This is a genomic window from Vibrio sp. 1562 (genome assembly GCF_033340155.1).
Taxonomy (GTDB): Bacteria; Pseudomonadota; Gammaproteobacteria; order Enterobacterales; family Vibrionaceae; genus Vibrio; species Vibrio alginolyticus.
In genome coordinates this window covers 35,461-53,694 of the sequence record NZ_JAWOVY010000016.1, presented here as the reverse complement: position 1 = coordinate 53,694, position 18,234 = coordinate 35,461, and the positions used below count along the sequence as shown (strand labels likewise).

Annotated in this window: 21 protein-coding genes; 20 read left to right on the top strand and 1 reads right to left on the bottom strand. The window is 45.4% G+C overall.

The window, feature by feature from the left end; all coding sequences use genetic code 11:
• Nucleotides 1-286 precede the first annotated feature (286 nt).
• The 3 genes from mobI to R7Z49_RS16400 all read left to right on the top strand — a co-directional run bounded on the left by mobI (nucleotide 287) and on the right by R7Z49_RS16400 (nucleotide 2,173).
• Nucleotides 287-865 (top strand): conjugative transfer protein MobI(A/C), encoded by a 579-nt coding sequence (gene mobI / locus R7Z49_RS16410; RefSeq protein ID WP_053308111.1) that lies wholly within the window; start codon nucleotides 287-289, stop codon nucleotides 863-865.
• The gene (locus tag R7Z49_RS16405) at nucleotides 858-1,367 is read left to right on the top strand and encodes a hypothetical protein (protein WP_053308110.1); all 510 of its coding nucleotides are present in this window, start codon (nucleotides 858-860) and stop codon (nucleotides 1,365-1,367) included. The genes mobI and R7Z49_RS16405 overlap by 8 nt, the downstream gene beginning before the upstream one ends.
• A gap of 107 nt (nucleotides 1,368-1,474) precedes the next feature.
• Nucleotides 1,475-2,173, top strand: coding sequence for a hypothetical protein (locus tag R7Z49_RS16400; protein ID WP_053308109.1), 699 nt, complete (start codon nucleotides 1,475-1,477; stop codon nucleotides 2,171-2,173).
• A 138-nt stretch (nucleotides 2,174-2,311) separates the two neighbouring features.
• Here R7Z49_RS16400 and R7Z49_RS16395 read toward each other — a convergent pair whose 3' ends face one another.
• Entirely contained in the window at nucleotides 2,312-2,635 is a 324-nt protein-coding gene (locus R7Z49_RS16395) for a helix-turn-helix domain-containing protein (protein ID WP_078558403.1), read from the bottom strand.
• Nucleotides 2,636-2,728: 93 nt separating this feature from the next.
• Between R7Z49_RS16395 and R7Z49_RS16390 the strand changes: the two genes are divergently transcribed.
• The 17 genes from R7Z49_RS16390 (at nucleotide 2,729) to glmU (ending at nucleotide 18,232) form a co-directional block, all read left to right on the top strand.
• The gene (locus R7Z49_RS16390; protein ID WP_053308108.1) at nucleotides 2,729-3,112 is read left to right on the top strand and encodes a hypothetical protein; all 384 of its coding nucleotides are present in this window, start codon (nucleotides 2,729-2,731) and stop codon (nucleotides 3,110-3,112) included.
• Nucleotides 3,113-3,314: 202 nt separating this feature from the next.
• Nucleotides 3,315-4,208, top strand: a complete 894-nt coding sequence (locus R7Z49_RS16385; protein WP_258659768.1) for a hypothetical protein — start codon at nucleotides 3,315-3,317, stop codon at nucleotides 4,206-4,208.
• 229 nt (nucleotides 4,209-4,437) lie between these two features.
• Nucleotides 4,438-4,872, top strand: coding sequence for an FMN-binding protein MioC (gene mioC / locus R7Z49_RS16380; protein WP_005378900.1), 435 nt, complete (start codon nucleotides 4,438-4,440; stop codon nucleotides 4,870-4,872).
• A 477-nt stretch (nucleotides 4,873-5,349) separates the two neighbouring features.
• Nucleotides 5,350-7,245, top strand: coding sequence for a tRNA uridine-5-carboxymethylaminomethyl(34) synthesis enzyme MnmG (mnmG, locus tag R7Z49_RS16375; protein WP_161440622.1), 1,896 nt, complete (start codon nucleotides 5,350-5,352; stop codon nucleotides 7,243-7,245).
• The gene (gene rsmG / locus R7Z49_RS16370) at nucleotides 7,245-7,880 is read left to right on the top strand and encodes a 16S rRNA (guanine(527)-N(7))-methyltransferase RsmG (RefSeq protein WP_005378902.1); all 636 of its coding nucleotides are present in this window, start codon (nucleotides 7,245-7,247) and stop codon (nucleotides 7,878-7,880) included. Before mnmG ends, rsmG begins: the two co-directional genes overlap by 1 nt.
• A gap of 10 nt (nucleotides 7,881-7,890) precedes the next feature.
• Nucleotides 7,891-8,664: a ParA family protein gene (locus R7Z49_RS16365; protein WP_005383838.1), complete on the top strand. Its 774-nt coding sequence runs from the start codon at nucleotides 7,891-7,893 to the stop codon at nucleotides 8,662-8,664.
• Nucleotides 8,665-8,688: 24 nt separating this feature from the next.
• The gene (locus tag R7Z49_RS16360) at nucleotides 8,689-9,570 is read left to right on the top strand and encodes a ParB/RepB/Spo0J family partition protein (protein ID WP_005383840.1); all 882 of its coding nucleotides are present in this window, start codon (nucleotides 8,689-8,691) and stop codon (nucleotides 9,568-9,570) included.
• Between the two features lie 189 nt (nucleotides 9,571-9,759).
• Entirely contained in the window at nucleotides 9,760-10,149 is a 390-nt protein-coding gene (locus R7Z49_RS16355) for a F0F1 ATP synthase subunit I (RefSeq protein ID WP_005378921.1), read from the top strand.
• A gap of 8 nt (nucleotides 10,150-10,157) precedes the next feature.
• Nucleotides 10,158-10,970 (top strand): F0F1 ATP synthase subunit A, encoded by an 813-nt coding sequence (gene atpB / locus R7Z49_RS16350; protein ID WP_005378922.1) that lies wholly within the window; start codon nucleotides 10,158-10,160, stop codon nucleotides 10,968-10,970.
• A gap of 57 nt (nucleotides 10,971-11,027) precedes the next feature.
• The gene (atpE, locus tag R7Z49_RS16345; protein ID WP_002540812.1) at nucleotides 11,028-11,282 is read left to right on the top strand and encodes a F0F1 ATP synthase subunit C; all 255 of its coding nucleotides are present in this window, start codon (nucleotides 11,028-11,030) and stop codon (nucleotides 11,280-11,282) included.
• A 74-nt stretch (nucleotides 11,283-11,356) separates the two neighbouring features.
• Nucleotides 11,357-11,827 carry a F0F1 ATP synthase subunit B gene (gene atpF, locus R7Z49_RS16340; protein ID WP_005378929.1) on the top strand — a complete coding sequence of 157 codons (471 nt, stop codon included), beginning with the start codon at nucleotides 11,357-11,359 and terminating at the stop codon, nucleotides 11,825-11,827.
• 14 nt (nucleotides 11,828-11,841) lie between these two features.
• A complete protein-coding gene (gene atpH / locus R7Z49_RS16335) occupies nucleotides 11,842-12,375 on the top strand; it encodes a F0F1 ATP synthase subunit delta (protein WP_017635596.1) in 534 nt (177 codons plus the stop codon).
• A 13-nt stretch (nucleotides 12,376-12,388) separates the two neighbouring features.
• On the top strand, nucleotides 12,389-13,930 hold the full coding sequence (gene atpA / locus R7Z49_RS16330; protein WP_005378931.1) for a F0F1 ATP synthase subunit alpha: 1,542 nt from the start codon (nucleotides 12,389-12,391) through the stop codon (nucleotides 13,928-13,930).
• A gap of 44 nt (nucleotides 13,931-13,974) precedes the next feature.
• Nucleotides 13,975-14,841, top strand: a complete 867-nt coding sequence (atpG, locus tag R7Z49_RS16325) for a F0F1 ATP synthase subunit gamma (protein WP_005378932.1) — start codon at nucleotides 13,975-13,977, stop codon at nucleotides 14,839-14,841.
• A 35-nt stretch (nucleotides 14,842-14,876) separates the two neighbouring features.
• Nucleotides 14,877-16,280, top strand: coding sequence for a F0F1 ATP synthase subunit beta (atpD, locus tag R7Z49_RS16320; RefSeq protein ID WP_005378933.1), 1,404 nt, complete (start codon nucleotides 14,877-14,879; stop codon nucleotides 16,278-16,280).
• 18 nt (nucleotides 16,281-16,298) lie between these two features.
• On the top strand, nucleotides 16,299-16,721 hold the full coding sequence (locus R7Z49_RS16315) for a F0F1 ATP synthase subunit epsilon (protein ID WP_005378937.1): 423 nt from the start codon (nucleotides 16,299-16,301) through the stop codon (nucleotides 16,719-16,721).
• Nucleotides 16,722-16,870: 149 nt separating this feature from the next.
• Nucleotides 16,871-18,232, top strand: coding sequence for a bifunctional UDP-N-acetylglucosamine diphosphorylase/glucosamine-1-phosphate N-acetyltransferase GlmU (gene glmU, locus R7Z49_RS16310; RefSeq protein ID WP_005378938.1), 1,362 nt, complete (start codon nucleotides 16,871-16,873; stop codon nucleotides 18,230-18,232).
• The last annotated feature ends 2 nt before the right edge of the window (nucleotides 18,233-18,234 follow it).

The following is an 18,234-nucleotide window of genomic DNA, read 5'->3' as shown; positions in this document are numbered from 1 at the left end:
ACAATCCCATCAAAAGAAATAATCGACGCTCAGGTCCCACAATGATTGGAGTACAACTCCCTACATCCCCGCCAAAACAATAAAGCAACGAAAATAATCCGTAGCAACATCCCACAAAGATAGATATCTGGAAAGCACAAGGATAGGTCCCAGGAGAGGAATCGCTGCCATGCTTGCCAATCAGCGGTGGGACACGAGGAAAATTACGCACCCCAAAAGGGCAATTACAGATGCGTAAGTAACAGTACGTTTGCGCTACCTTGAGCAAAACAAACAAGGAGCCACTATGACTGTATTAAATGAACATTCCGCCGCCTATCAATGGCATCAACGAGCCCAGCAGCGACACCCCGAAAATGAACCAGAATGCTTTGAACTCGCGCTTTCCCAATCACTAAAAGCCCTTGCCGATATCGAGAACTTTGCAATGCAGGAGCCCTATTTGCTTGAGTTTTTAGCCAGTTGCTACGCGAACCAATTTTGGCGAATCCATCGAGCCCATAAGGACACCTCACCTGGCCGCTACGGCTGCCGTGTTCGGGTTCGCAATCATCGCTTTGAAGCGGCTTGGTACTACAACTGGTATATCAGTACCAATCAAATGACACAGCGACACAACAAAGAACAGCGTGTTCGCTCAAAGCATTTATCCAAAGGTAAAGGCTTTCGTTACCCACCGGGGCGCTTTTCAAAAGCCAACGCTGAATGGGAATCCGATCTTATTGAGTACACAGAGGATGCCTTCGCACTGATCCGCGAAGTGCGGCATGAAATCCTCACAATCAAACAAAAAGCGCAAATCTGTACAAAACGACTTCACAAACTTAGTGAACACTTTCAAAAAATGGAGAAGCAAAATGGCTAAGAAAACCATACCAAACGTCGGTATTACCGACTATTGCGGAGAGCTAGATCTATCAGATTTTGATATTGCACTGCCAGAACAATCTCCGTTGCCAGAATTAATCAAAGATTTACCTCTGTTTGTCGCCGATGAATCGAAGATACTAATGTTTGCGGCCAAAGACCTTGAAGCACGATTGGAAAATCTGTGCAAAGCTCTGACAGTTGAGTACAAAGTGAAATATCCAATGCGCTACAGATTCAAAGTCAAAAAATCAAAAGGCTTACCAGAGATCACATGGTATCGCCTCATTCTTCATCGCTTTCCAGACGAAGAGCTTGAAGAAAAAGAAGTATCCGAAGGGGTATTGAGACGTTTTTCAAACGCAATGTCCTGGGAGATCCCGCTGTATCTTCATTTGCTAGACCAGATCAACCGACTGGAACAGCGTGTGAAGCCAATAAGAGAGCTGTCTAGCCAGGTGAAAAAAACGATGCGAGCGATAAAAAAACTGCACATTTAGCTCTATCCAATCAGGAAGCTTCATGCCGTAAAATGAAGCTTCTAGCCACAGTTTGCATTTTCAAAATCGATGATACGCTGGTAGTAAAGTGAGGAGAAAATGCAGTGATGAGATTGAAAGTTCAGGTTGAAAAAATCAATGCTGAAAGCATCGAGGTCGCTTGGTTCACAGGGTTGAACAATCACGGTATCGTTACGGTTCAAATTGCTCAAAGTGAGTTCCGGTGCGCTGTAGCAGAGTTAACGGCGGCTAGGTTCTTAATTCTCGACAAACAGGTACTCGGGCGCTTACCAAACAGCGGTAAAGGTCTCGCACTCAGCCTAACCAAAGAAACCATTTTAGCGGCCAAGAATGAAGCTCTCAAAGCAGCCGCACTGTTTCTGTCCAACCGTCTATCCGGTATCAAACTTTATTCTGACGAGATTGTTGATATCACTCATCCAGAAACAAAAGACATTATTACGCCTTATGCTTCACCCTATCCTACGTTTGAGGTTGCAAAACTTGGCACCATCGCCATCAGTAACCATGCAATGCAACGCTACCAACAAAGACACAGGCAAGGTGATATTCGCAATCCGTGGCATAGCTTACAGAAGCAACTCTCCCATCCAAATCTAGAAAGACTAGCTTTGTCATCAAGAACACGTTTTCAAAAGCTACTCCGTTACGGAAGCGAGCAACATGAGATTTGGGCCAACCCTACAGGCAATATTTACTTTCAAATTGCATCCTTAGCAGAACACAAGTTGGTTGTGACGGTTTTTTCTCAGGTAACGCATGCTTTCGATGAAATTCATGCTTAGGAAAGCTAAGCTAAATAGAGATAGAAGATACTTGCAGGAGGTAAATATGGAACTTTGGATTTGGCTGGGTGGTTTATTACTGACAATAGCCGCAGTCGGTGGGATATTTTGGTATTCAGGACGACAGCGATAGCTTTATTACTGGTCGATGTTATCGAGCTCCTGCCTGATCTGCTCAATAAGCGCCTGCTTTTTAGTTTCACTGAGCTTTTCAATCAAACATGCCAGTTCTGCTGAGCTGTCGGAATCTGAAAAGAAAAACGCAACAGGCACACCAAGCTCCTGAGCAAGCTTTTGTAGCGTACCGATATCGGGCATATGACGCCCTTTTTCATAATGATTCATACGGCCACTCGCTGAACTTGGGTCCATACCCAAACGGATACCAAGCTCCCTCTGGCTGATACCAACGCGATTTCTTGCCTGTTTAAGGCGCTGTGGAAATGGATTTGTTTTAGACAAGTGAGAATCATCATCAACCTTTGATGCTTAGATTTTCTAAGTTTTAATTATACCTGTATACTTAGGAAAACTAAGTACAAAATGGAGACTAAGATGAAAACACTAAAAAAGTTCGCACTCTTTTGCGTTTTTTGTCTTGGTGCGTTAGTGACTGCATATCAAAGCTGGGGAGTGGTGTTGATGGCCTTCCCAAGCGTTATTTGGCTACATAAGCCACTGGATGTTATCCACAAAAATAAGTACATCGCGTTGTTATTTTGGTTTGTACTCTTCTATATAAACTGGCTATTCGCCACTGCCGCCGCCCTCACCTATTTCTTCATTCATGTCTGGCATTTGCACCAACAGAACATTCCGCTCAATGACTCGTCTTGCGTTAAGCGAGCGCCTCGACGCATCAACCCAAGCACTGGTTTGTTGATGAAGAACAGGCACTTTGACATGACAGGTGAAGCTTATGGCTGGAAGATTGATTGATATGAGTAGGTGATGATCACTTTCGCTCCTACTGGGAAGGATCGTAATAACAAAATGATCCACGATCCATAGCAAAGACCCCGATCTACAACTGGTGAGTTTAAAGATCAAAAGATATCTCCTGCTTATCCACAATGTGTCAACTTGGTGATCACCCGATAAATACCTGCAAAATCAACTTGTTTTGAAAAGGAAATTTCTCATGAAACCGAAGGCTAGGTTCACTCCATTATCGTTACTCATTTTGCTCACTGGATGCGCCTCTACATCAACGCCTATCCAATATGACAACAGCCACAGCCGTGCTCATAACATTGCTCATGCTGGTGGGCTCTACCAAACAGAAGACAAAGTCATTCCAATGAGAGACTTTGAGGCATTTAAGCTCGCGAAAGCTGCCGCAGGAAATACATTGTTGCTCACCTCTTCAGTAGGCGCGGGACTTGAGTTAAGTGAAGGACTAAGCCTTGGTTTGCTAACGTCATTGCTGGAACAGCCTGATACCACTTCACGAAACAGCATTATTGCTTGGATGCCTATACAAGAAGCGACATCCGCTCGAGACGCACAGCAAAAGTTGCTCTACCACTTCAACGCAGCCATCGAAACCGTGCTTCAAGAACAATTTATTCACTATGAGCGTACGAATGGCAATTCAGAACAAAAGATAGAGTTTTACTTCCATAGTGCAGACTACCAATGTCCAAAATACCAAGCTGGTATGACAAACCAGGACCTATGCTATATCACCGCAGAAGTTTTCGAACCGAGAAGAACGATGTCACCATCTTTCATCAACGATGGACAGGAAAGTTTTGCATTTGAATCCAACCATCACGTCTACTATCAGAGATTTAGAATTTCGCCAGGCAAGAATAGTGACATCCCTTCTGATGCACTTTACGCTGCTATCAGTAGTAAGTTACCCGATTGGATCTTCATCTATATAGCAAAAGGGAACATTCACTTTGGTAAACAGACGATCACCGCACCTTACCTGCTAGAGAGAGGAAAACCACTCTTGTTTATCGTTGCTGAGGAGAAAGAAGGTGAAAGCAGATCCGGTTTCCCACCATTCCCACTTTTCCCATCCTGATCTATGATGGAAGTCATCTTGGGAAGTAAGAATTTGACCATAAATTGCAATTTGGTCCCCAATCGGTCCCCAAGACGTCGCACGAGGCCAGCTATTATGGGAAACTTCACTTTCTGTATCGGGAAGTAAATAATCGAACGCGCGGTGCTGAGCTTAACTCACACCGCGTTTCTTTTTGTACGGCAAGCCATCCATGAGCTTTAGCCGTCGCATTCAATAAGGAAGAAGTATGATCCACATTATTACAGGCAGCACGTTAGGTGGCGCAGAATACGTAGGGGATCACCTGAGTGATCTACTCAACGAGAATGGATTTGAAACAACGATCCACAACCAGCCTTCCCTCAGTGATATCGAAAATCAAGGTACGTGGTTGGTGATCACCTCTACACATGGAGCTGGTGAGTATCCTGATAATATCCAACCTTTTATCGCAGCATTACAAAATACACCGCCAAAAATGACTGATGTAAAATTTGCGGTGATTGCGATTGGTGACTCTAGCTACGATACGTTCTGTGCCGCTGGTCAACACGCTTATGATTTATTAGAGGATATTGGTGCAACCCCTCTCGCAGATTGCTTTAAAATCGATGTACTGAGCCATGATGTGCCAGAAGACGCCGCAGAGATGTGGTTAAAAGAGAATATCGAACGTTTTTAAACTCACGACTTTCCCTTCAACAGAGTCGAAATTCGGCTCTGTTTTCTCCCATGTGAATAACTCCCACCAAATTATTTTGTTTAACCGCTCAAAAACCAACCAAACAGACTGTGGATAACTACAATAAGATCCAGTGATTTTCCTTTAGTTATCCCAATAACAACTTTGATCAATTTTACCCCCTGTGCATAACCACCACTTTTGATCCCAGGTAATCCTCGATCTGATCCAATCATGATCACAAGATATGATCCAAAGAAGATCCATGATCTTGTTGATCATTTTTAGGTTATCCACAGAAACGGTCGATCCTAATAGTAGATCTAATAAAAGATCATATATATAGATCTTATATATATTTATCTTGAAGCTTAAAACGGATAAAACGAGAAAACGTTTTTCTCTCTGGCATAAAGCAGGTAAAATACGGCTCCTTTATCTGTCCATTAAATCCCTTTGAATACCTGAGGTCAGTTCATGCTTTATCACGAAAACTTTGACGTCATTGTTGTCGGTGGCGGACACGCAGGAACGGAAGCCGCGCTCGCATCTGCACGCACAGGACAAAAAACGCTTCTCCTTACCCATAACATCGATACATTAGGCCAGATGTCTTGTAATCCGGCGATCGGTGGTATTGGTAAAGGTCACTTAGTAAAAGAAGTAGATGCTATGGGCGGTTTGATGGCAGAAGCCATCGACCATGCAGGTATTCAGTTTCGTACACTAAATGCCTCCAAAGGTCCTGCAGTACGAGCAACTCGAGCTCAAGCCGATCGCGCTCTGTACAAAGCGTACGTTCGTAATGCATTAGAAAATGCGCCTAACTTAACGTTGTTCCAGCAATCAGTTGATGATCTGATTGTTGAACAAGATCGCGCAGTTGGTGTGGTAACTCAAATGGGACTTCGCTTCCATGCGAAAGCCGTTGTGCTAACCGTGGGTACCTTCCTTGGTGGTAAGATCCACATAGGTATGGAAAGCTCGTCTGGTGGTCGTGCCGGGGATCCACCATCGATCGCATTAGCGGATCGACTGCGTGAACTGCCGTTCCGTGTGGATCGTTTAAAAACAGGTACTCCACCGCGCATTGATGCTCGTACTGTTGATTTTTCAGTGCTAGAAGCTCAGCACGGTGATAACCCAACGCCTGTATTCTCGTTCATGGGCAAACGTGAACAGCATCCGCGTCAGATTCCATGTTTCATCACCCACACCAATGAACAAACTCACGATGTGATCCGTAGTAACTTGGATCGCAGTCCAATGTACGCAGGTGTGATTGAAGGTATTGGTCCGCGTTACTGTCCGTCTATTGAAGACAAAGTGATGCGTTTCGCTGACAAAAACAGCCACCAAATCTTTATTGAGCCAGAAGGCCTAACCACGCACGAGTTATACCCTAATGGTATCTCGACCAGCTTGCCATTTGATGTGCAAGTACAAATCGTGCGCTCAATGAAAGGGTTTGAAAATGCACACATCGTTCGCCCAGGTTATGCGATTGAATACGATTTCTTCGATCCACGTGATTTGAAGCAAACGTACGAGACGAAGTTCATCCATGGTTTGTTCTTTGCTGGCCAGATTAATGGTACGACTGGCTACGAAGAAGCCGCAGCGCAAGGCTTGATGGCGGGCCTAAACGCAAGCTTGTTTAGCCAAGACAAAGAAGGCTGGAGCCCACGTCGTGACCAAGCTTACATGGGCGTGTTGATTGATGACTTATCGACCATGGGTACCAAAGAGCCGTACCGCATGTTCACTTCTCGTGCGGAATACCGCCTGCTACTTCGTGAAGATAACGCCGATTTACGTTTAACGGAAAAAGCGCGCGAGCTAGGCTTGATTGATGATGTTCGTTGGGCTCGCTTTAACGAGAAAATCAACAATATGGAAACGGAGCGTCAGCGTTTGAAAGCAACGTGGATGAATCCGAAGTCAAAGGGTGTTGATGAGTTGAACAAGCTGCTGAAAACCCCAATGGCCCGTGAAGCGAGTGGTGAGGATCTTCTGCGTCGTCCAGAGATCACTTATTCGCAACTGACGCAACTTGAAGCGTTTGCTCCTGCTCTTGAAGATCAGCAAGCGGCTGAGCAAGTTGAAATTCAAGTGAAATACGATGGTTACATCAAGCGTCAGCAGGAAGAGATCGAAAAATCACTGCGTCACGAAAATACCAAGTTACCTGCTGATTTGGATTACCGCGATGTAAAAGGTTTATCAAACGAAGTCGTTGCTAAACTGAGCGAGGCCAAACCAGAGAGCATCGGTATTGCATCACGCATTTCTGGTATTACGCCTGCTGCAATTTCTATTCTACTTGTTCACTTGAAAAAGCATGGTTTGCTGAAGAAAGGTGAGGAAGAATAATGAGCGCATTGCGAACAAAGCTGGATTCACTGATCGCGAAAACCGATTTGGAAGTGTCAGAACAGCAACGAGAGCAGTTAGTTGGTTATGTCGAACTGCTCGACAAATGGAACAAAGCATACAATTTAACATCGGTACGTGATCCGCTTGATATGTTAGTGAAACATATTCTTGATAGTATCGTTGTAAGCGCACACCTGCCCGGTGAGCGCTTCATTGATGTTGGTACTGGTCCGGGGTTACCGGGCATCCCTTTGGCAATCATGAACCCTGAGAAAACCTTCTTTTTGCTCGACAGTCTTGGCAAACGCATCCGTTTTATCAAGCAAGTTGTGCACACATTAGGGCTGAAAAACGTGACACCAATTCAAAGTCGCGTCGAAGAATTCCAGCCTGAAGAAAAATTTGATGGCGTTTTGAGTCGAGCTTTTGCTTCAATGACAGACATGGTGGAATGGTGCCACCATTTGCCGAAACAAGAGCACGGGGTGTTTCTAGCGCTGAAAGGACAGCACCCTAAAGATGAAATGGATCAGCTTCCTGAATGGTGCAGTGTGACAGAGATCATATCTTTGGCTGTTCCTGAGTTGGAAGGTGATCGTCATCTAGTAATCTTATCGCGCAAGGAAAATTAGCGAGGTAATCGTGGGTAAAATTGTAGCAATCGCCAACCAGAAAGGTGGGGTCGGCAAAACAACAACGTGCATTAACTTAGCGGCTTCGATGGCGGCAACAAAGCGCAAGGTTTTGGTGATCGATCTCGACCCGCAAGGTAATGCTACGATGGCCAGTGGCGTGGATAAGTATATGGTCGACGCCACCGCATACGATCTTTTGGTCGAAGATACACCGTTCGATCAAGTCGTTTGTACCCAAACAACAGGGAAGTATGATTTGATCGCGGCGAACGGAGACGTAACCGCGGCAGAAATCAAATTGATGGAAGTTTTCGCTCGTGAAGTGCGTCTAAAAAATGCATTGTCGTCAGTTCGCGATAACTATGATTTCATCTTTATTGATTGTCCTCCTTCTCTAAACCTTCTTACAATCAATGCGATGGCGGCAGCTGACTCTGTGCTGGTGCCGATGCAATGTGAATACTTTGCGTTAGAAGGTTTAACTGCTCTTATGGATACAATCAGCAAGTTAGCGGCTGTTGTGAATGAAAACCTCAAAATCGAAGGTTTATTGCGTACCATGTACGACCCACGCAACCGCTTATCGAATGAAGTATCCGATCAACTTAAAAAACACTTTGGGAATAAAGTTTACCGTACTGTCATTCCGCGTAATGTTCGTTTGGCTGAAGCACCAAGTCACGGTAAGCCAGCAATGTACTACGATAAGTACTCCGCAGGTGCCAAAGCGTATCTTGCTCTAGCGGGCGAAATGCTCCGCCGCGAAGAAATCCCAGTTTAACTCTAACCTAAGGAATTCAATCCCATGTCTAAGCGTGGTCTCGGAAAAGGACTGGATGCGTTATTGTCGACCAGTTCGTTTGCTCGTGAAAAACAGCATATTGCATCGCATAGCCAAGAATTATCGGCAGACGGTGAGTTAACCGATTTAGCGATTGGTCAATTGCAGCCGGGCGTATACCAACCGCGTAAAGATATGGCGCCTGAAGCGCTAGAAGAACTAGCGGCTTCGATTCAATCACAAGGCATTATTCAACCAATCGTGGTTCGCCAGGTCGAAAATGGTCAGTTTGAGATCATCGCAGGTGAGCGCCGCTGGCGTGCTGCAAGGCAGGCGGGTTTAAAACGCGTGCCGTGTTTGGTGAAAAAAGTTGAAGATCGTGCCGCCATCGCCATGGCGTTGATTGAAAACATTCAACGTGAAGACTTGAATGTGATTGAGGAAGCCCAAGCGCTTGAGCGTCTACAAGATGAATTCACGCTGACACATCAGCAAGTGGCCGATGTGATTGGTAAATCAAGAACGACGGTCAGTAACCTATTACGTCTGAATCAGTTGGAAGTTGATGTAAAAGGTCTGGTTGCAGATAAAAAATTGGAAATGGGTCATGCTCGAGCTCTGTTAGCGTTAGAAGGCGAACAGCAAGTCGAAGTAGCTCAACAAGTGGCTAAGAAGCAAATGACTGTTCGCCAAACCGAACAGTTAGTAAAAAAGTGCTTAGCCCCACAAAATGAGCAAAAAGGGCAACAAGAGGATACCGAAGCCGAGCAAATGTCGCATAAATTGAGTCAGCTGCTTGATGCAAAAGTTTCTCTTACCCGTTCTGCAAACGGAAAAGCGAAATTGACGATAAGTCTTGATGAGCCTCACAAATTGGACCAACTAATTGCCAAGCTTGAGGCCTAGATGAGATAATTGATTTAGGTCAATTAATCTAATTAATCGAATTTTGTGCGAAAGTTGTCGTTTTGTAAACAAAACTGTAAGTTTTTGATGCAATCGAATTGCTTTACGTTGAACTGAACGTATAATTTTCGCCAATTTCCCAGCACAGAGAGTTAAGTGCGAAGTGGATATTACTAGAGGTACGAATACATGGTAGCTGCGTTAGCTAGACCAGGACGAGAGCTCGCAAGGCAATTGTTAATGATCCAGTCTGGCGCGGTTATTTTTGTGGCAGCAGGAATGGCGGTAGCCATAAATCCTGACTGGGGATTTTCAGCGCTGATTGGCGGAGGCATTTTTGTTGTTGCCAATGCAGTATTCGCGCTGTGTGCTTTCATGTTTAGTGGAGCTCGCGCTGCCAAGCGCATCGCTGCTTCCTTCTATACGGGTGAAGTACTGAAAATTCTCATCACGGTTGCACTGTTCTATGTTGCCTACATGTATATGCAGGTGGAACTTGTTCCCCTCAAACTAACCTATTTGCTGGTACTAGGTATTAATATCTGTGCACCAGTGCTATTCATTAACAACAAAAAATAGGATGAGTTATGGCTGCGCCAGGTGAAGCGCTAACATCGTCCGGTTACATTGCCCACCACCTTTCTAACCTATCGCTATACAAGTTGGGTTTAGTAGGGTCGGAGACAAGTTTCTGGAACGTACATATCGATAGCCTGTTTTTTTCTTGGTTTACTGGTTTAATTTTCCTCGGAATTTTTTACAAAGTAGCAAAGAGAACAACAGCGGGTGTACCGGGTAAGCTTCAGTGTGCTGTAGAAATGATCGTTGAATTTGTCGCCGATAACGTCAAAGACACGTTCCATGGACGCAACCCACTGATCGCGCCTTTAGCACTGACTATCTTTTGTTGGGTATTTTTGATGAACGTGATGGACTTAGTTCCTATCGACTTCTTACCATACCCAGCAGAGCATTGGCTAGGTATCCCTTACCTTAAGGTTGTACCGTCTGCTGATGTGAATATCACCATGGCTATGGCTCTAGGCGTTTTTGCATTGATGATTTACTACAGCATCAAAGTAAAAGGTCTAGGTGGATTCGCAAAAGAACTTGCACTACATCCATTCAATCACCCACTGATGATTCCGTTTAACCTACTAATTGAAGTGGTATCGCTATTAGCGAAACCTCTATCACTTGGTATGCGTCTATTCGGTAACATGTTCGCGGGTGAGGTTGTATTCATTCTTTGTGCGGCAATGCTACCATGGTACTTACAATGGATGGGTTCACTACCGTGGGCAATCTTCCATATCTTGGTTATTACGATTCAAGCCTTCGTATTCATGATGTTGACAATTGTTTACCTGTCAATGGCACACGAAGATCCTGATCATTAATTTTTTTAAAGCTTTTTATTTGGGCACTAAGCCAACAACTATAAATTGGAGATAGTAATGGAAACTTTACTGAGCTTTTCTGCAATCGCCGTAGGTATTATCGTCGGTCTTGCTTCTCTTGGTACAGCGATTGGTTTCGCACTGCTAGGTGGTAAATTCCTAGAAGGTGCTGCACGTCAACCAGAAATGGCTCCTATGCTACAAGTTAAGATGTTCATCATCGCGGGTCTACTTGATGCGGTTCCAATGATCGGTATCGTAATCGCGCTACTATTCACTTTCGCAAACCCATTCGTTGGTCAACTAGGTTAATCACCTTTAACTCGGGACGGGCGATTATCGCTTGTCACTGATTAACACTAAGTCCAAATAGAGGGGTAGCTGTTGTGAACATAAACGCAACTCTGCTAGGTCAAGCAATCTCGTTCGCACTATTTGTGTGGTTCTGCATGAAGTATGTATGGCCACCATTGATGCAAGCGATCGAAGAGCGTCAGAAGAAAATTGCTGATGGTCTTCAAGCAGCAGAACGTGCTGCGAAAGACTTGGATCTAGCACAAGCCAACGCTTCTGATCAATTGAAAGAAGCGAAGCGCACAGCAACTGAGATCATCGAACAAGCGAACAAACGTAAGTCTCAAATTCTTGATGAAGCTCGCGAGGAAGCTCAGGCAGAACGCCAGAAAATCCTAGCGCAAGCAGAAGCAGAACTTGAAGCTGAACGCAATCGTGCACGCGATGAGCTGCGCAAACAAGTTGCTACTCTGGCTGTAGCTGGTGCTGAGAAAATCCTTGAGCGTTCTATCGATAAAGATGCGCAAAAAGATATTCTCGACAACATTACTGCAAAACTTTAAGTCTGGGGGCGCATATGTCTGATTTGACTACTATCGCACGCCCCTATGCTAAAGCAGCCTTCGACTTTGCTTTAGAGAAAGACCAGTTGGACCAATGGGGCCAAATGTTATCTTTTGCTGCTGAAGTGGCCAAAAATGAACAAATGAACGAACTACTAACGGGTTCGGTTTCTGCTGACAAAATGGCAGAAATTTTTGTTGCAGTTTGCGGCGAACAAGTTGATGCGCACGGTCAAAACCTTTTGAAGGTAATGGCTGAGAATGGTCGTTTAGCGGCCCTTCCTGATGTTTGCACGGAGTTTTTTACTCTGAAAAAAGAACATGAGAAAGAAATTGATGTTGAAGTAATTTCAGCAACAGAGCTTTCTGATGAACAACTTGCAAACATTGGCAGCAAACTTGAAAAGCGTCTTGAACGCAAAGTGAAGCTGAATTGCAGTGTAGATGAGACCCTACTTGGTGGGGTTATTATTCGAGCCGGAGACCTAGTCATCGATGACTCAGCGCGTGGTCGTTTGAACCGCCTGAGCGATGCATTGCAGTCTTAATGGGGATTGGAGCATGCAACTTAATTCCACGGAAATTAGCGATCTGATCAAACAACGTATCGAATCTTTCGAAGTTGTTAGTGAAGCTCGCAACGAGGGTACTATCGTATCGGTAAGCGATGGTATCATCCGCATCCACGGCCTAGCGGACGTGATGCAAGGTGAAATGATTGAATTACCGGGTGGCCGTTATGCACTGGCACTTAACCTTGAGCGTGACTCGGTTGGTGCGGTTGTAATGGGCCCATATGCTGACCTTAAGGAAGGCATGAAAGTTACAGGTACTGGCCGCATTCTTGAAGTGCCAGTTGGTCCAGAACTACTAGGCCGCGTAGTAAACACGCTGGGTGAGCCTATCGATGGTAAAGGCCCAATCGAAGCGAAAATGACTTCGCCTGTAGAAGTGATCGCACCAGGTGTAATCGACCGTAAATCGGTAGACCAACCTGTGCAAACTGGTTATAAGTCAGTTGACTCAATGATCCCAATCGGTCGTGGTCAGCGTGAGCTTATCATCGGTGACCGTCAGATTGGTAAAACAGCACTGGCGATCGACGCGATCATCAACCAGAAAGACTCTGGTATTTTCTCTATCTACGTAGCAATCGGTCAGAAAGCATCGACTATCGCTAACGTTGTTCGCAAACTAGAAGAGCACGGCGCACTACAAAATACTATCGTTGTAGTTGCATCAGCTTCTGAATCTGCAGCGCTTCAATACCTAGCGCCTTACGCAGGTTGTGCGATGGGTGAATACTTCCGCGATCGCGGTGAAGACGCACTGATTGTTTACGATGATCTATCTAAGCAAGCGGTAGCTTACCGTCAGATCTCTCTACTACTTAAACGTCCACCAGGCCGTGAGGCATTCCCAGGTGACGTATTCTACTTACACTCGCGTCTACTAGAGCGTGCAGCTCGTGTAAACGAAGAGTACGTAGAGCGTTTCACTAACGGTGAAGTGAAAGGTAAGACTGGTTCTTTGACTGCTCTTCCTATCATCGAAACTCAAGCAGGTGACGTTTCAGCATTCGTACCGACTAACGTAATCTCGATTACCGATGGTCAGATCTTCCTACAAACTGAGCTATTCAACGCTGGTGTTCGTCCTGCTGTTGACCCAGGTATCTCAGTATCTCGTGTAGGTGGTTCAGCTCAGACGAAAATCATCAAGAAACTATCAGGTGGTATCCGTACAGCACTAGCTGCATACCGTGAACTAGCGGCATTTGCTCAGTTCTCTTCTGACCTTGATGACGCAACGAAGAAACAGCTAGACCATGGTCAAAAAGTTACAGAACTAATGAAGCAGAAGCAGTACGCTCCAATGTCTGTATTTGACCAAGCTCTAACTATCTTCGCGGCAGAGCGCGGTTACCTTGATGATGTAGAACTTAACAAAGTTCTAGATTTCGAGGCGGCTCTACTATCGTACGCTCGCGGTCAATACGCTGAACTAGCAGCTGAGATCGACAAGTCTGGCGCTTACAACGATGAAATCGAAGCTCAGTTGAAGAAACTGACTGACGACTTCAAAGCAACCCAAACTTGGTAATTAGGTCGGTGGCAGTTTCTGCCACCAACTAACGGAGAGTAACGATGGCCGGCGCAAAAGAGATACGTAATAAAATCGGTAGTGTTAAAAGCACTCAGAAAATTACGAAAGCGATGGAAATGGTAGCAGCTTCAAAAATGCGTCGTTCTCAAGATGCAATGGAAGCTTCTCGTCCATACGCTGAAACAATGCGTAAAGTGATCGGTCATGTGGCTAACGCAAACCTAGAGTACCGTCATCCGTACCTAGAAGAGCGTGAAGCTAAACGTGTTGGTTACATCATCGTTTCGACAGACCGTGGTCTGTGTGGTGGTTTGAACATTAACGTGTTCAAAAAAGCCGTTACAGACATGCAAGCATGGAGAGAGAAAGGTGCTGAGATTGAGCTAGCCGTTGTTGGCTCAAAAGCAACAGCTTTCTTTAAACATGGTGGCGCAAAAGTTGCGGCACAGGTTTCTGGTCTTGGAGATAATCCAAGCCTACAAGACCTAATCGGCTCTGTTGGCGTAATGCTGAAGAAATACGATGAAGGTGAACTGGACCGTCTATATGTAGTATTCAACAAGTTTGTTAATACTATGGTTCAGCAACCAACGATCGATCAATTGCTACCTTTGCCTAAATCGGACAGCGAAGAGATGCAGCGTGAGCATTCATGGGACTACATCTATGAGCCTGAACCAAAACCTCTACTGGATACGCTATTAGTGCGTTACGTAGAGTCTCAGGTATACCAAGGTGTGGTTGAGAACCTTGCTTGTGAGCAAGCGGCTCGAATGATTGCGATGAAGGCTGCAACGGATAACGCAACCAGTTTGATTGACGATTTGGAACTTGTGTACAACAAAGCCCGTCAGGCTGCGATTACACAAGAACTATCAGAAATCGTTGGTGGTGCAGCTGCGGTTTAAGCTTAGGTAAAACGAAATAGTTTAGAGGATTAACGATGGCTACAGGTAAGATCGTACAGATCATCGGTGCGGTAGTCGACGTAGAGTTCCCACAGAGCGATGTACCTAGTGTATATGACGCTCTAAACGTAACGGACTCAAAAGAGCGTCTAGTTCTTGAAGTTCAACAACAGCTAGGCGGTGGCGTAGTTCGTTGTATCGTAATGGGTAGCTCTGATGGTTTACGTCGTGGAGTTGAAGTGGTTAACACTGGCGCTCCAATTTCAGTACCAGTAGGTACTAAAACTCTAGGTCGTATCATGAACGTCCTAGGTGACGCGATTGACGAGCGTGGTGAAGTGGGTGCGGAAGAGGTTTACTCTATCCACCGTAGTGCACCAAGCTACGAAGAGCAATCAAACGAAATTGCACTTCTAGAAACGGGCGTTAAAGTAATCGACCTAATTTGTCCATTCGCTAAGGGTGGTAAAATCGGTCTATTCGGTGGTGCAGGTGTAGGTAAGACCGTTAACATGATGGAACTTATCAACAACATCGCACTACAGCACTCAGGTCTATCAGTATTTGCTGGTGTTGGTGAACGTACTCGTGAAGGTAACGATTTCTACTACGAGATGCAGGAAGCGGGCGTTGTAAACGTTGAGAAGCCTGAAGAATCAAAAGTAGCGATGGTTTACGGTCAGATGAACGAGCCACCAGGTAACCGTCTACGTGTTGCACTGACTGGTCTAACAATGGCAGAGCGTTTCCGTGACGAAGGTCGTGACGTACTACTGTTCATTGATAACATCTACCGTTACACACTTGCAGGTACCGAGGTATCAGCACTACTAGGTCGTATGCCTTCTGCGGTAGGTTACCAGCCAACTCTTGCAGAAGAGATGGGTGTACTTCAGGAGCGTATCACGTCAACGAAATCAGGTTCTATCACGTCTGTACAGGCGGTATACGTACCTGCGGATGACTTGACTGACCCGTCTCCAGCAACAACGTTCGCGCACTTGGATGCAACGGTTGTACTTAACCGTAACATCGCTGCAATGGGTCTATACCCTGCGATCGACCCGCTAGATTCAACATCTCGTATGCTTGATCCACTAGTCGTTGGTCAAGATCACTACGAAGTTGCTCGTGGTGTTCAGCAGACGCTTCAGCGCTACAAAGAGCTGAAAGATATCATTGCTATCCTAGGTATGGACGAGCTATCTGAAGAAGATAAGCAAGTTGTATCTCGTGCACGTAAGATTGAGCGTTTCCTAACTCAGCCTTACCACGTAGCAGAAGTATTTACAGGTGACCCTGGTATTTACGTACCTCTAAAAGAGACTCTACGTGGCTTTAAAGGCCTACTAGCTGGTGAATACGACGACATTCCTGAGCAGGCATTTATGTACTGCGGTAGCATCGACGATGCTATTGAGAATGCGAAGAAGCTATAAGGCTAACTAGGAGGCGATATGGCAGCAATAACCTTTCACCTAGACGTAGTAAGCGCTGAGAAGAAAATCTTCTCTGGTCGTGTTGAAACGTTTCAGGTGACCGGTAGCGAAGGTGAACTTGGTATTTTCCATGGTCACACACCGCTGCTGACCGCTATCAAGCCTGGTATGGTGCGTATTGTGAAACAGCACGGCCACGAAGAAATTATTTATGTTTCTGGTGGTATGGTAGAGATTCAGCCTGGTACAGCGACTGTACTAGCTGATACAGCTATCCGTGGTGAAGAGCTAGACGCAGCGAAGGCAGAAGAAGCCAAACGCCGCGCTGAGGAGCAAATCCAGAATCAGCATGGTGACATGGACTTCGCACAAGCGGCCAGTGAACTGGCTAAAGCCATTGCTCAGCTACGAGTTATCGAGCTGACAAAAAAGCGTCGCTAAGCTCAATTAGCAACGTTGCATGAAAAAAGGCGGCCAATTGGTCGCCTTTTTGATTAATTTTAGTTGGAAATTTACATCCCACCATTAACTAATCCTTCCAAGGTGTTTAAAATAACGCCCAATTAAAATAGAACGTCAATAGGTTATTAATGAAATTCAGTGCTGTGATCCTTGCTGCGGGTAAAGGTACCCGTATGTATTCAAACATGCCTAAAGTGCTACACACTTTGGCAGGGAAGCCAATGGCAAAACATGTGATTGATACATGTACAGGTCTTGGCGCACAAAACATCCACTTAGTATATGGTCACGGTGGTGATCAAATGCAGCAAACGCTAGCAGAAGAGCCTGTAAACTGGGTACTGCAAGCGGAGCAACTAGGTACAGGTCATGCGGTTGATCAAGCGTCTCCGAAGTTTGAAGACGATGAAAAAGTACTGGTGCTTTACGGTGATGTTCCACTGATTTCAGCTGAAACGATTGAAAACCTATTAGATGCACAGCCAACAGGCGGCATTGCACTACTAACAGTGATTCTAGATAACCCGACAGGCTACGGTCGTATTATCCGTAAGAATGGTCCTGTTGTGGCGATCGTTGAGCAAAAAGATGCAACAGAAGAACAAAAACAAATTAAAGAGATCAATACTGGCGTGATGGTTGCGACTGGTGGGGATCTTAAGCGTTGGTTGTCTGGCTTAAACAACAACAACGCACAAGGCGAATACTACCTAACTGACGTTATTGCAGCTGCACACGATGAAGGTCGTGCCGTTGAGGCTGTACACCCAGTCAATGCCATTGAAGTGGAAGGGGTCAATGACCGCGCACAGCTTGCTCGTCTAGAGCGTGCTTTCCAGTCAATGCAAGCTCAGAAGCTACTAGAGCAAGGTGTCATGCTACGCGATCCAGCACGCTTTGATTTGCGTGGTGAGTTACAGTGCGGTATGGACTGTGAAATCGACGTGAATGTTATCATCGAAGGTAATGTTTCACTGGGTGATAACGTGGTTATCGGTGCGGGTTGTGTACTGAAAGATTGTGAAATCGACGACAACACCATCGTTCGCCCTTACAGTGTGATTGAAGGTGCAACGGTTGGTGAAGAATGTACGGTTGGTCCATTTACTCGCCTTCGTCCTGGTGCTGAAATGCGTAACGATTCCCATGTGGGTAACTTCGTTGAAGTGAAAAATGCGCGCATCGGAGAAGGTTCAAAAGCGAACCACCTAACTTACTTAGGTGATGCAGAGATCGGTCAACGTACTAACATCGGCGCAGGTACTATCACTTGTAACTACGATGGTGCGAACAAGTTTAAAACCATCATCGGTAATGATGTTTTTGTTGGTTCTGATAGCCAGCTGGTGGCGCCTGTCACTATCGCTGATGGCGCAACCATCGGTGCTGGCACGACACTAACAAAAGATGTTGAAGAAGGTGAGTTAGTAATTACTCGCGTCAAAGAACGCAAAATTACTGGCTGGCAGCGTCCTGTAAAACAGAAATAAGC

What these genes read in the sequence shown, in the direction of transcription:
- mobI (WP_053308111.1), top strand. Translation starts at nt 287, where the DNA reads ATGACTGTATTAAATGAACATTCCGCCGCCTATCAATGGCATCAACGA.
- R7Z49_RS16400 (WP_053308109.1), top strand. Translation starts at nt 1,475, where the DNA reads ATGAGATTGAAAGTTCAGGTTGAAAAAATCAATGCTGAAAGCATCGAG.
- R7Z49_RS16355 (WP_005378921.1), top strand. Translation starts at nt 9,760, where the DNA reads ATGGTAGCTGCGTTAGCTAGACCAGGACGAGAGCTCGCAAGGCAATTG.
- atpG (WP_005378932.1), top strand. Translation starts at nt 13,975, where the DNA reads ATGGCCGGCGCAAAAGAGATACGTAATAAAATCGGTAGTGTTAAAAGC.
- atpH (WP_017635596.1), top strand. Translation starts at nt 11,842, where the DNA reads ATGTCTGATTTGACTACTATCGCACGCCCCTATGCTAAAGCAGCCTTC.
- mioC (WP_005378900.1), top strand. Translation starts at nt 4,438, where the DNA reads ATGATCCACATTATTACAGGCAGCACGTTAGGTGGCGCAGAATACGTA.
- rsmG (WP_005378902.1), top strand. Translation starts at nt 7,245, where the DNA reads ATGAGCGCATTGCGAACAAAGCTGGATTCACTGATCGCGAAAACCGAT.
- glmU (WP_005378938.1), top strand. Translation starts at nt 16,871, where the DNA reads ATGAAATTCAGTGCTGTGATCCTTGCTGCGGGTAAAGGTACCCGTATG.
- atpB (WP_005378922.1), top strand. Translation starts at nt 10,158, where the DNA reads ATGGCTGCGCCAGGTGAAGCGCTAACATCGTCCGGTTACATTGCCCAC.
- R7Z49_RS16405 (WP_053308110.1), top strand. Translation starts at nt 858, where the DNA reads ATGGCTAAGAAAACCATACCAAACGTCGGTATTACCGACTATTGCGGA.
- R7Z49_RS16390 (WP_053308108.1), top strand. Translation starts at nt 2,729, where the DNA reads ATGAAAACACTAAAAAAGTTCGCACTCTTTTGCGTTTTTTGTCTTGGT.
- R7Z49_RS16315 (WP_005378937.1), top strand. Translation starts at nt 16,299, where the DNA reads ATGGCAGCAATAACCTTTCACCTAGACGTAGTAAGCGCTGAGAAGAAA.
- atpA (WP_005378931.1), top strand. Translation starts at nt 12,389, where the DNA reads ATGCAACTTAATTCCACGGAAATTAGCGATCTGATCAAACAACGTATC.
- atpE (WP_002540812.1), top strand. Translation starts at nt 11,028, where the DNA reads ATGGAAACTTTACTGAGCTTTTCTGCAATCGCCGTAGGTATTATCGTC.
- mnmG (WP_161440622.1), top strand. Translation starts at nt 5,350, where the DNA reads ATGCTTTATCACGAAAACTTTGACGTCATTGTTGTCGGTGGCGGACAC.
- R7Z49_RS16360 (WP_005383840.1), top strand. Translation starts at nt 8,689, where the DNA reads ATGTCTAAGCGTGGTCTCGGAAAAGGACTGGATGCGTTATTGTCGACC.
- R7Z49_RS16385 (WP_258659768.1), top strand. Translation starts at nt 3,315, where the DNA reads ATGAAACCGAAGGCTAGGTTCACTCCATTATCGTTACTCATTTTGCTC.
- atpD (WP_005378933.1), top strand. Translation starts at nt 14,877, where the DNA reads ATGGCTACAGGTAAGATCGTACAGATCATCGGTGCGGTAGTCGACGTA.